Annotated in this window: 9 protein-coding genes; 1 reads left to right on the forward strand and 8 read right to left on the reverse strand. The window is 54.4% G+C overall.

What is annotated here, in order from left to right; translation table 11 throughout:
• From CSQ89_RS16825 to rfbB, 8 genes are all read right to left on the reverse strand, one after another.
• Nucleotides 1-2,608, reverse strand: a 2,608-nt coding sequence (locus tag CSQ89_RS16825; RefSeq protein WP_308418170.1) for a beta strand repeat-containing protein, incomplete at its 3' end; no start/stop codon positions are given.
• Between the two features lie 589 nt (nucleotides 2,609-3,197).
• Nucleotides 3,198-5,306 (reverse strand): TonB-dependent siderophore receptor, encoded by a 2,109-nt coding sequence (locus CSQ89_RS16830; RefSeq protein WP_099407254.1) that lies wholly within the window; start codon nucleotides 5,304-5,306, stop codon nucleotides 3,198-3,200.
• A gap of 8 nt (nucleotides 5,307-5,314) precedes the next feature.
• Nucleotides 5,315-6,544, reverse strand: a complete 1,230-nt coding sequence (locus CSQ89_RS16835) for a PepSY-associated TM helix domain-containing protein (RefSeq protein WP_158229024.1) — start codon at nucleotides 6,542-6,544, stop codon at nucleotides 5,315-5,317.
• A 299-nt stretch (nucleotides 6,545-6,843) separates the two neighbouring features.
• Nucleotides 6,844-7,218: an ExbD/TolR family protein gene (locus CSQ89_RS16840; protein WP_308418171.1), complete on the reverse strand. Its 375-nt coding sequence runs from the start codon at nucleotides 7,216-7,218 to the stop codon at nucleotides 6,844-6,846.
• Nucleotides 7,219-7,269: 51 nt separating this feature from the next.
• Nucleotides 7,270-8,013, reverse strand: coding sequence for a MotA/TolQ/ExbB proton channel family protein (locus tag CSQ89_RS16845; protein ID WP_308418172.1), 744 nt, complete (start codon nucleotides 8,011-8,013; stop codon nucleotides 7,270-7,272).
• Between the two features lie 115 nt (nucleotides 8,014-8,128).
• Complete coding sequence (locus tag CSQ89_RS16850) at nucleotides 8,129-8,770, reverse strand: energy transducer TonB (RefSeq protein ID WP_158229025.1); 642 nt, start codon at nucleotides 8,768-8,770, stop codon at nucleotides 8,129-8,131.
• A gap of 192 nt (nucleotides 8,771-8,962) precedes the next feature.
• The gene (gene rfbA / locus CSQ89_RS16855; RefSeq protein WP_099407259.1) at nucleotides 8,963-9,850 is read right to left on the reverse strand and encodes a glucose-1-phosphate thymidylyltransferase RfbA; all 888 of its coding nucleotides are present in this window, start codon (nucleotides 9,848-9,850) and stop codon (nucleotides 8,963-8,965) included.
• Nucleotides 9,847-10,914: a dTDP-glucose 4,6-dehydratase gene (gene rfbB / locus CSQ89_RS16860; protein WP_099407260.1), complete on the reverse strand. Its 1,068-nt coding sequence runs from the start codon at nucleotides 10,912-10,914 to the stop codon at nucleotides 9,847-9,849. The genes rfbA and rfbB overlap by 4 nt, the downstream gene beginning before the upstream one ends.
• Before the next feature lie 205 nt (nucleotides 10,915-11,119).
• Here rfbB and CSQ89_RS16865 point away from each other — a divergent pair, with 205 nt between their 5' ends.
• Entirely contained in the window at nucleotides 11,120-12,142 is a 1,023-nt protein-coding gene (locus CSQ89_RS16865; protein ID WP_099407261.1) for a YheT family hydrolase, read from the forward strand.
• Nucleotides 12,143-12,265: the final 123 nt, after the last annotated feature.

Raw genomic sequence — 12,265 nt, forward strand, 5'->3', positions numbered from 1 at the left:
CAGTCTGCGCCGAGAAGGTCAGGTTGGCCGGCAAGGTGTCGGTGAAGCCCACGAGGCCGGTAGTGACACTGCCGCCGATATTGCTCAGCGTGACGTTGTAAGTGCCTGTGCTGCCGGCCGTGAAGCTAGCCGGACCGGTCTTGGCGACCCGCATGATCGGCGGACCGGCCTGCACATTGACGAAGGTACAGACCGCCGCTGCGCCGCTGGCGGTGGCCGCAGCATCCAGACTCACCGTGCCGGCTGCCAGATTCGGCGTGGCTGTGCCGCCTGCGCCCAGCCCCGTACAGTTGATCGCGGTCAGGATAAAGCCCGGCGGCACGGTTTCAGTAATCGTGGTCACACCACCTATCGTGGTCACCGCCTGGACGGGGCCCGCTACATTGGTGCCGGGGTTGACCGTGGTCAGGGTCTGGTTGGTGACCCCGTTGGTGCCGGTGAAGCTGAACGGGCCGATCCCGCCGTTACTGACCACATTCACGGATACCGTCGTCTGGCGGGTGTGGGTAAACGTACAGGCCAGATTCGGCGAACCCGTGGTAGCGGCTGCATCCAGCGTGATCGTACCCGTTGCCAGGTTCGGCGTGGCGGTGCCGCCCGCACCCAGGCCGGTACAGCTCACGCCGGTCAGGATAAAGCCCGGGGGGATGGTTTCGGTGACGACGGTCGAGGTGCCGACGGTGGTCAGGGTTTGTACCGGGCCCACAACCGGTGTGCCGGACGTGACCGTGGTATTGGTGAAGTTCACCACCCCGTTGGTGCCGGTATACGGAAAGCCCCCGGTGCCGCCATTGCTGATGGTGCTCACCGTGAGGGTGGGCAGTTTGTTATGGGTAAAGGTACAGGCGATATTGGGCGAGCCAGTGGTCGCCAGCGCATCCAGCGTGACAGTGCCGGTCACCAGATTCGGCGTGGCGGTGCCGCCTGCGCCCAGACCAGTACAGGTTGCCGCGGTGAGGGTAAAGCCTGGCGGAATGGTTTCGGTGACGACCGTGGAGGTACCAGCCGTGGTCAGTGTCTGTACGGGACCCACAACAGGTACGCCGGAAGTGACCGTGGTATTGGTGAAGTTCACCACCCCATTGGTGCCAGTGTACGGGAACCCACCGGTGCCGCCATTGCTGATGGTGCTGACGGTGACCGTCGGCAACTTGGTATTGGTGAAGGTACAGGCGATAGCTGAACCTGCCGCTGCAGCCAAGGCATCCAGGGTGACCGTTCCCGCCGCCAGATTCGGCGTGGCGGTACCGCCTGCGCCCAGGCCGGTACAGGTCGCCGCGGTAAGGGTAAAACCAGGCGGTACGGTTTCCGTCACCACGGTTGAGGTGCCGGCGGTGGTGAGGGTTTGCACAGGACCCACAACAGGTACCCCGGAAGTGACCGTGGTGTTGGTGAAGTTCACCACCCCGTTGGTGCCGGTATAGGGGAACCCACCGGTACCGCCGTTGCTGATGGTGCTCACGGTAACGGTGGGCAGCTTGGCATTGGTGAAGGTACAAGCGACAGCCGAACCGGCCGACGTGGCCGCTGCATCCAAGGTAACCGCGCCGGTCGCCAGATTCGGCGTGGCAGTGCCCCCTGCGCCCAGGCCGGTACAATTCACGCTGGTGAGGGTGTAACCCGGTGGAATCGTTTCTGTCAGCGTAGTGGCGGTGCCAGAGGTGGTGAGTGTCTGGGTGACACCAGTGACACCAGTGGCGGGTACGGTGGTGGTGAGGGTTTCGCCGGGGTAGCCGTTGTCGCCAGTGTAATTAAAGGGCCCTATCCCGCCATTACTTACCGCGGTGATGGTGACAGTGCTGGGCGGCAAACACCAGGAGAATTGGTTCACCCCAACAACTTGAAACGCAATCCCAGCTAATGCAGGTGATTCTGAATATTCGGCTGTAGCGCTGGTAATACCCGACTGGGCAAAATCAATCGTAACATTACAATTAGTACTAGTTGGGCCGCAAATTACAGAAGTATCGATAGCGTTGGTCGCCTCTACCGTACCTGCACCTAAATTGATGTTTAAGTTTGCTGGCGCAACGGGTGTCAAAGCTGTCGGAAGAACTGTGCCCCCATTGTTTGCTCTAAAGGTAAAAAAGTCCTGCCAAAAACCCGGAGCAAAATCAATATCCCCTGTAACGAAACTAAATTTATTAACTGGTCGGTTAAAACTAAAGTTATATGTAGCGATGGCCACACCTGGTCCTGCCACACCTCCCTCGCTCCCCACGTTCAATGCATCAAGCATACTGCCTTGTTGGAACTGTTGTGGGTAGCCGACTCTCAATGCAACATTCGGCGTCACGCTTACAGAAAAGTTAGTCGTATTACCGCCTGTGACTACTGGATAAGGAATCGGCCCCAAGCTACCATTCGCCCAACTCCCCGCAGGAAAATTAAACGTTTGGGCCATTTCCCCGACGGCACAAACCTGTGCCGCCATTGCCTGCTGCCCCAATAACAATGCCGCGACTATCGGTATAGTTTGCAATAAGCGCCCTACGCCAAATCGAACCGCTTTCGAACACTTCCCCAGCCCTTTCCAATACCTGCCGGCTAACTCAAGCACTCGTCGACTGCCTTCGATTTGCTGTTCCATACCGTTGACCACCTTCATTGTTATATGCCTCAGTCAAGGCCGATCACCGTCGTCTTGGCTGATAGGAATAAATTTGGTCTTAAGAATAGGAAACAAAAAGCAATCCACCGCCTTGTTTTGTATTGCCTGCCGCTTACACAATGGGCGCCCGAGCCTACCCAGCAAGAATTAATTATTTAAAAACAGAGCCATAGAGCATCCCACCCCGAATGAGACACACCCAGATAAGGAGTACATGTACATTGCCTTATTGAAAGCCCGCAAGAGAAAATGATGGGTTTTTACAACAAAAAGGCTGAATAGCTAAAATTAGGCAGCGATCCCCATTTGCATACTGACTTGTCACAATGATTCAGGTCAAGGCAGGCGCTGCTAGTCAGTAGATAGAATCAGGATTACCAAGAAATGGGGCATTGCGTATTACCATACCCATAGCGGAGAAAATAAAATCGGCACATTTATAAGATATACGGACGGGTAAAATACCCGCCCGCATTCATTGCATAAGAAAATAACAGTGTCTTGCTCCGCAATAAACGCAACACACTATTAATCAATTGCACTTTCCGGGCTGCTCATCGATCTATCGCAAACAAGCAATGGCAAATTAAAACAAGGTCTTCATCGCCAGTTTGACCAACCTCGAATCACCTACGCCAAGCGTACCTTTGCCAGTTGCCGCCCAATAACGTTTGTTGGTCAGGTTTTCTATATTCAAGCGGAAGGTGGTGTCACGGCCTATCATTTTGGTCCGATAACTGGCACCGGCATTGAATAATATCACGCCAGGAATAAATGCTTGGTTCAGCGCATTAACTGAACGATTACCTGTGTAATAAATACCTGCGTTGATTGCCAACCCTGCCACCATCGCCGGTTTATGTTCGAAAAATAAGCTGGCTGCCTTTTGAGGCGTATTTTCCGGGCGTTTACCAATCTGATTGACATCGGCAGCTTGACGCTGCTCGGCATTCAACAACATTGCCGTTGCGTAGACCGCAGTACGGGGCAATATCTGCCCTGCCATCGAGACTTCCAAGCCTCGGTAGCGTGCTTTCCCATCAAGCGCATAGACATTTTGCATATTGAGATACGCCTGAGCGCGAATAATATTGAATACGGCAGCTGCGAATTGCCAGTCGGCAAAAACACCCTTTATGCCAAACTCAATCTGTTCACTCAGGGCGGGCTTCAGTACCTCACCGGCATTGGCAGCACTACCCGGTGCTGTGCCGCCCTCCTCCAGCCCCTCGATATAACTTGTGTACAAACTGAGCTTGGGCTGCACCGCCCATATCAGTCCAAGCGAAGGGCTGACATCGTTGGTCGAATAGGCTGTGACATTTCCAGTAGCGCCATTGGTGGCACGATTCTCGTAGTCGCTATAACGCAATCCGGCCAGGATTTGCAGGTCGCCAGGCAGGTGCAGGCGATCAAGCAGGTAACCGCCTTTATCCTTAATGGTGGAAGGATTGAACATCGTCGGTGCAGTCACACTGTGCCAATCGACTGCACGCGGTGTGTAGAGGTTCTGGCGCATAGTCATACTGCTGCCAATCGGGCCAGCCTGATAGCGCTTGTTGGTTGTGTAGCCGAGTGTCAACTCATGACTAATCGGGCCGGTATCGATCAGGCCTGCCAGTTCCAACCGCAGATTGTCGTTGCTATAGGCCTGACCATGCTGCAAGAAAGACTGCATCTCCCCCTCGCCCGTTGCCAAGTCGTATTTCTGGAATTGGCTGGACACTCTTTCGCGCTTCGTCTCCGCTCTGCCCGCTTCCAAGGTAGCGGCCCAACGATCGTTGATGCGTAAATCGCTGCGTAAAAGTACATGGCTGGCGCTGGCATCGGTATGTTGCCAATCGGGGTTGGTGTAGGCCAAGTCTGGGTTGGGAGGGCTTGGTAGCGTCATCTGCCCATTGATGGCTGTGGGAATGACGATCGCCATCGGTTCGGGAACATCCTTTTGAATATGTTCAAGGTCGAGCTTGAAAGTCAGAGCATCAGTAGCTCGCCAATCCAGCGCAGCCGAGGCAAAACGACGTTCCCCTTCGTAACCGGGCGCACCCAATTCAACTTTACCGGCCGAGAGATTGAAGCGAGCGCCAAACTGTTGGCGCTCACCAAAGCGGCGCGCCAAGTCGCCATGTACGTTCTGGCTGCCTTTCTGATCAGCGCGCAATTCCACTACCGTCAGCGGGGTACTACCCGCCCGGTTGGTAACCATATTGACGATGCCGGAAGGAGACACGAAGCCGTAGTAAAGGGCTGATACCCCTTTGAGCGCTTCGACACGCGCTTTGTTTTCCAGCGGCATCTCGATCAGATTGATCACCGGTAATGCGCCATTAAGGCGGTAGTTGGCGCGGTTTTCCGCACCTATGCCGCGTATGGACAAATTGTCATAAACGCCGCCGCCAATCTGCGCCCGGTTGACGCCAGCCGTGTTCTTCAGCGCATCAAACAAGGTCGTGGCCCCTTGGGCATCAAGCAGTTCTCGCGTCACCACCTGGACGGTTGAGGGGGTATCAAGCGTAGTCTGGTCACGGAAAGCTCCCAGTTGCACCGCATTGGCGGTAAATGCTTTTTCCCGGCTGCCGATAACGCTGATGGTAGATAAATGCTCAGTCGGGCTGGCCAGTGCATCGGAAAATACCCCGCCGGTGCATAAGACCAGCAATAAAGGCTTTAGTAGATATCGATTTGGATAGGTCATGGTGAAACTCAACAAGAAAACGAGCGCGAATTGCGCAACAACGGAAGGGGATGACGACGACTGACCACGCGCCGCTTCCGCAGCCAGATCAGCAACCCTGTGGCAGACAACAAGGTGATGAGCAGACCGCTCAGCGCAATCACGATACGGCCCGGCCAACCAAACACTTGGCCGCTATGTAGGGGAAACTGCCAAGCCATCAGGCGATCGGCAAAAGTGCCACGGTCATAACTACGCGAGGCCAACACGTCGCCGGTGTCCGCATCGATCAGCAACTGTTCAAAACGAACCGCCTTGGCGGCTTTGTCGTGTTCGGTTTCTTCAAATGCAAGCCGATAGGCGCCACGTTCGGGCAGATATTGCACATAGCGCAGCCGATAGCGAATTTCAGACCGTGGCAACTGAGCATGACCCGTTGCGATAGCCTGGGTGTAGTTAAGACGTGGCTGGAATGAAGTCATTTGGAGACTGGTTTGTTCAATCACTGGCGGTGTGGGTGTCGATAACCAGGAAATAGCGGGGATAAATACTTCCTTACGCAAATTCAAATACACCGCACTGAAAGCCAGCATCACCAGCAATGCCCAACACCACAACCCACCGGCACGATGCAGGTCCATCTCCAAGCGCGCTCGACTCGCCCCACGCTTGACCCGCCAAACCTGCCGCCAACGCGACCAAAATGGCCGGTTACGCGGCAGTGTGAGATAAAAACCCGTTAGGCTATGCAGCAACCATAGCAGCGCTACCGCGCCGGTCACCCATTTGCCCGTGGGTGGCGAAATAAGTAACTGCTGGTGCAGGCGAAACACCAGCGGCATGACATGTACCCGGTCCCAGATCAGCACCCCTTCCTGTCGAACACCCAGTAAGCGCCCATCATAGGGGTCGAGAAAGGCCTCACTCATCACAGGTTGGCCCATTTTGTCTCGCGACTTGAGTCGTATGCGAATCGACTCCCCCGGTGCGGCATCAAGATAAATCAGATCGAGCCGACTGCCGGGCATCTGCACCGACACCGCCTGGGCCAGGGCATCGGCGTCCAGCCGTACCTGGTTACGCTGCGGCGCTCGGAACCAACTGGGGTTGAGTGCTGCATCAATCTCGTGATGGAAAACCAGCAGGGTGCCCGTAAGCCCAGCCAGGCAGAGAAAACCTGCCAGCAATAAACCCAGATAGCGATGCAGCCCAGCCAAAAATGGACGAACTTCAATACGGAAAAATAAAGGCGGGAACATGGACGGACGATGAGTAGACGCGGGTATCAGACCAAGGAAAACATTCGGCCGACAAGGGTATGGGAGTGAAGCGAATTGATGCGGGGAGGGACAAACCGGGGGCAGGATCTCAACGTATTGCATCTACTCCTTGTGTATCACAAAGAACCGCCGGGGACGTGACATAGGGACGAATTGACACGACTGAGGCTGAATACATTTTCCACGTTGGCGACAACGCATGCAGGGCGGCATTGAAGCAGCCAGACATGCTACCCCTATCACCACGCCCGCCACCAGAATGAGGGCAATCAGCACTGCTATAGTCCCGGCTCGGTAACAAAGCCCAGCTTATGCACCCCTGCACGCTGCGCAGCAGCCATTGCACGGGCTACATGTTCATACTCCACCTTACGGTCGGCACGGATGTGCAATTCAGGCTGGGGCTGCTGTACGGCCAGCGCCGCCAAGTGGCTGGCATATGCTTCTACGCTGAGCGCCGTTTCATTCCAGTACAAGGTTCCATCTTGTGTAATGGCAAGGTTGACAGTCTTGGGCTTGATTTCGTTGGCCTTATTTACAGCTCTTGGTAAATCCAGCTTCACCGAATGGGTCATCACCGGTACCGTCAGGATAAAAATGATCAGCAGCACCAACATGACATCCACCAACGGCGTCATATTGATTTCGCTCATGACCCCCCCGCCTGCCGGATTATCAAAATTCCCGCTCCCGAAAGCCATGCCCTAGCTCCCTTGCCTGGTCGTCTTCACCGTGGTCAGCACGGGTTTGCCACCTGCCTCAGTCCGCACCACGGGGGCACCGGTAACAAAATAGGCGTGCAAGTCATGTGCAAAGCGGTTGATCCGGCCAAGCATGGCATTGTTGCCGCGCATCAGCGTGTTGTACCCCAATACCGCCGGGATCGCGACAACCAGACCAAAAGCCGTCATTACCAAGGATTCACCCACCGGGCCGGCTACTTGATCGATGCTGGCTTGCCCGGTAAAGCCAATGCTGACCAAGGCATGGAAAATGCCCCAGACGGTGCCGAGCAGACCGACAAATGGCGCTGTAGCACCAACGGAAGCCAGCACAGAAAGACCCGATTGCATGCGCTCTACCGACTCATCAATTGCCCGCTTCAGGCAGCTTGTTACCCAATCACTAAGCGTGAGCTGGCCATGTAAGTCGCCCTGGCTTTCGCGATGATGCGCCACCGCATCCCAACCTTCTTCAGCCAGATGGCGGAATGGATTCATTTCCCGCGTGCCCTCCAACAACTTTAACCCCTGTCCAAAAGATTGGGCATGCCAAAACTCAGTCGTCGCCACGATCGCCATACTACGCTGGCGCATCTGGCACATCAGCCGGGTAACAATCACGTACCAGGAGGCAATCGACATCAGCAGCAAAACGATGGCAACCCCACGGGTTACCGCGTCACCCTGCGCCCACATCCCCACCAAGCTAAAATGATGTTGTTCCACTGCACTGCTCCACAAATTTTTAATGCACCTAATTGCGATGCACTGCTTCGCTCAGACAACCTACGGGTATAACAAATGACCCGAGACAGGTTCCAAGAGATGCCTGTTACGACCTTCAGACCCCATCCAGGGTGAAATTCATCGGCTGCACATACCAATATCCAATGGCTGTGTCTCCCTGCTTGGCAGGTACAAACCTCCATTGCTTCACTGTCAGCAACGCCACCTCATCAAGCCGTCGGAAACCACTCGATTCCTTCAATTGAATCTCGCCTACCGAGCCATCCGCCAATACATAGATCGACACCAGCACCCTCCCCTGCTCACCAAGCTTGCGGGACAACGTTGGATAAGCCGGCGCTGGGTTATTCAAGTGCGATGCATCGCTACGTGGCGGCACTACGGCAATGGGCGAAGAGGAGACTACTTTTACAACTTCCGGCGCAACAGGCTTAGGAAGGGGGGCTTCAGCAGTAGGGGAGTCGACTGCATCAGCAGCAGGAAGCACAGCCTGCTGAGGAGGTAATGGGGAGTGCATCCGACGCGCAATTAGCGGCGTTGGCTTTGGCGGCACCGGCAGGGACTCGCTGATGGGCACTAATACAGGCATGGGTTGAGGAGAAAGCACGATCACGCTGATCGCTTCTTGAGCTAGACGCGGTAATTCAACGCGTCCCTCGCTTAACGCCAGTGCCCCCAATGCAACCGCATGAACACCGCAAACCATCAGTAATGGAATAACCCCGCGAGGAGGCATGAAGGTCGCAAACATGGGTAGTAAACGGACATCTCAGGCAAGGAAATTTATGAGAATAATTCTCATTATATTATTGATTGTCACCCCTGGCAAAGTAAATTACGGCAGTACAACCGCCCTTCAAAACAGCACCATGAAAAATGGCCAGCATCACTTAAGCATGCTGGCCACTTGATAAAACGCCGGGATCAGTCACTCCGGACAACGCTCTTTGCAGATATTAAGCAGATATTGGCCATAGCCAGTCTTCTTCAACGGCTGTGCCAATTGCTCCAACTGGGCGGCATCGACCCAACCCTGCCTATAGGCGATCTCTTCAGGACAGCACACCTTGAGGCCCTGGCGGCTTTCGATAGTCTGGATAAACTGGCTCGCTTCCAACATCGACTCGTGCGTTCCCGTATCAAGCCAAGCGTAACCCCGCCCCATTGTCTGCACATTCAGCTCACCCCGACTGAGGTAGACCGCATTCACATCAGTGATTTCCAGCTCACCACGTGTCGACGGCTTGATATTCTTGGCGATTTCCACCACACGGTTATCGTAAAAATAGAGGCCAGTAACAGCGTAGTTCGATTTCGGTTTAGCCGGTTTCTCTTCAATGCTGACAGCCCGCCCCTCGGTATCGAATGCCACAACGCCATAGCGCTCAGGGTCATGCACCCGATAAGCGAATACACTTGCGCCGGAGGGGTTAACCGCAGCCGCATGTAGTAGGTGGGCAAAGTCATGACCATAGAAAATATTGTCGCCCAATACCAGCGCTACATCGTCCTTACCAATGAATTGCTCACCAATAATAAACGCCTGGGCCAAGCCATCCGGGGTAGGCTGAACCGCATACTGCAGGTTCAAACCCCATTGCTTGCCATCACCCAACAGTTGTTCAAAACGTGGCGTATCTTGCGGTGTCGAAATAATCAGGATATCGCGGATACCCGCCAGCATCAGCGTACTGAGCGGGTAGTAAATCATCGGCTTATCGTAGATAGGCAGGAGCTGCTTGCTGACTGCGATGGTAGCGGGGTAAAGCCTGGTTCCCGACCCACCCGCCAAAATGATGCCTTTACGGGTATTCATGATTTGGCTCCGTATTGCGTCGACATCCACTCGCGATACGCACCGCTAGTCACATTTTCGACCCAATCCTGATTAGCCAAATACCAAGCCACTGTTTTACGGATACCGCTATCGAAGGTCTCTGCCGGTTTCCAGCCAAGCTCAACTTCCAGCTTACGGGCATCAATCGCATAGCGACGATCGTGGCCAGGGCGATCTTGTACAAAAGTGATCTGGCTCGCATAAGACTGGCCATCAGCACGCGGCTGTAACTCATCAAGCAAGGTACAAATGGTCTTCACTACTTCCAGGTTCGCCTTCTCGTTCCAACCACCCACGTTATAGGTCTCACCCAGTCGACCAGCATCCAGCACCCTGCGAATAGCACTGCAATGGTCTTTAACGTAGAGCCAATCACGAATCTGCTGACCATCGCCATAAATTGGCAGCGACTTACCCTTCATTGCATTGAGCAATATCAAGGGAATCAGCTTCTCGGGGAAGTGATACGGGCCATAGTTATTACTGCAATTAGTCGTAATAACAGGCAAGCCATAGGTGTGATGCCAAGCACGCACCAAATGGTCGCTGGCTGCCTTACTGGCCGAATAAGGGCTGTTGGGTTCATAACGATGGGTTTCCGCAAAAGGAGATTCAGTCTCACTCAGCGTACCGTATACCTCATCGGTAGATACATGCAGGAAACGAAAGGCCGCCTTGTCTTCTTCAGCCAAAGTCGTCCAATAAGTACGCACTGCTTCCAGTAAATTGAACGTGCCAACCACATTGGTCTGAATGAAATCACCCGGCCCATGAATCGAACGATCCACATGGGATTCCGCCGCAAAATTGATAACCGCCCGCGGCTGATGCTTGACCAATAACTCAGCAAGCAATTCGCGGTCGCCAATATCGCCCTGCACAAAAATATGCCGCGCATCACTTTGCAGGCTTTTCAAGCTATCCAAATTTCCGGCATAAGTCAGCTTATCCAGATTCACGACTATTTCATCCGACTGGGCCAACCAATCGAGCACAAAATTACCACCAATAAATCCGGCACCGCCGGTCACCAATAGGGTCATCTACCAACCTCTGTCCAAATACATCACATCAGATACGCAAGGATACCTAGCGCAAGCACAGATGCCCAGCTTATCAAAGAGATGAATCATCTCGAATTGGGGTCATCAATCATATTAAAACCTATCGTCTATGGAAAACACGCCGTTGCTTGCCGTTCACGCCAATAGCGGGGAAACCCATGCCAGCTAGGACTAGAATTCAAACATGCCTCCCCTACTCCCCCCTTACCGCCCCCCATCCTGGTTATTCGGCCCGCACAGCGATACGGTATACCCTGCTTTGGCGCTAAAACGGCCTCCGCCAGCATACCGACGGGAGATATGGAACGCACCCGATGGCGATGAGATTGCCATCGACTGGCTGGCGGCACCTGCAGCCGCAGATGCCCCCTTGCTGGTCCATTTTCATGGGCTCGAAGGCAGCTCCGCCAGCCACTACGCCAGCGCGATCATGCACGCGGCAGCCGATCGCAAATGGTTTGCCGCCGTTGCTCATTTTAGGGGCTGTGGTGGCCACCCAAACCGTAAGCCACGCACCTACCACGCTGGGGATTCCAACGAAATCGACTGGATACTGAAACGCTTCCGCGACAGCCACAATGGCGTCATCTACGCTGCAGGCGTCTCCCTCGGTGGCAACGCATTGGCAAAATGGCTGGGAGAACAAGGACAAGCTGCCGACAATATCCTCCAGAGTGCGGCTATTATTTCTGCCCCTCTCGATTTGGTCGCCGCAGGCAAAGTCCTGGACAGTGGCTTGAACAAAGCCATCTACACGCGGGAATTCATGCGCTCCTTACGGCGGAAAACCTTAGTTCAGCTCTCCACTTTCGAAGCCGAACTGGCTTTTCTCAAACTGTCCCCCGCCGAGGTCATTGCAGCAACAACCTTTAAGCAGTTTGATGCCAAAGTCACCGCACCATTACATGGTTTTAAGGGGGTTGATGACTACTGGACGCAAGCCAGCGCTAAACCCCAACTGAAGAAAATATGCATTCCTACGCTAGTCCTCAACGCGCGAAACGACCCATTTCTTCCTGCCAGTGCTTTACCAAACACCGCTGAAGTGAGTTCCACTGTCACGTTGCTACAACCAGATCGTGGTGGCCATGTCGGCTTCGTCGAAGGTCCATTCCCCGGACGAATCGATTGGCTGCCACGGTGTCTCCTCGCATTCTTTGCTTCCAACGCCAGCTCACCAAGTTCGCAAACCGATCACACTGATTAACTGATGTTACGCAGTGCATACGATAACCTGTCGCCATGAAGAACAAAGAACTCGATTTGTACACCGACTATTTGCTGAGCACGTTTGGCGCGGCGACAGCAACGGGCTTGTCGGCGATGGTAG

The organism is Chitinimonas sp. BJB300 (genome assembly GCF_002735695.1).
Classification (GTDB): domain Bacteria; phylum Pseudomonadota; class Gammaproteobacteria; order Burkholderiales; family Chitinimonadaceae; genus Chitinimonas.

Bases quoted from the DNA above. Each gene is read 5' to 3' on its own strand.
- CSQ89_RS16840 (WP_308418171.1), bottom strand. From the start codon at position 7,218: ATGAGCGAAATCAATATGACGCCGTTGGTGGATGTCATGTTGGTGCTG.
- CSQ89_RS16850 (WP_158229025.1), bottom strand. From the start codon at position 8,770: ATGCCTCCTCGCGGGGTTATTCCATTACTGATGGTTTGCGGTGTTCAT.
- CSQ89_RS16865 (WP_099407261.1), top strand. From the start codon at position 11,120: ATGCCTCCCCTACTCCCCCCTTACCGCCCCCCATCCTGGTTATTCGGC.
- CSQ89_RS16835 (WP_158229024.1), bottom strand. From the start codon at position 6,544: ATGTTCCCGCCTTTATTTTTCCGTATTGAAGTTCGTCCATTTTTGGCT.
- rfbB (WP_099407260.1), bottom strand. From the start codon at position 10,914: ATGACCCTATTGGTGACCGGCGGTGCCGGATTTATTGGTGGTAATTTT.
- rfbA (WP_099407259.1), bottom strand. From the start codon at position 9,850: ATGAATACCCGTAAAGGCATCATTTTGGCGGGTGGGTCGGGAACCAGG.
- CSQ89_RS16830 (WP_099407254.1), bottom strand. From the start codon at position 5,306: ATGACCTATCCAAATCGATATCTACTAAAGCCTTTATTGCTGGTCTTA.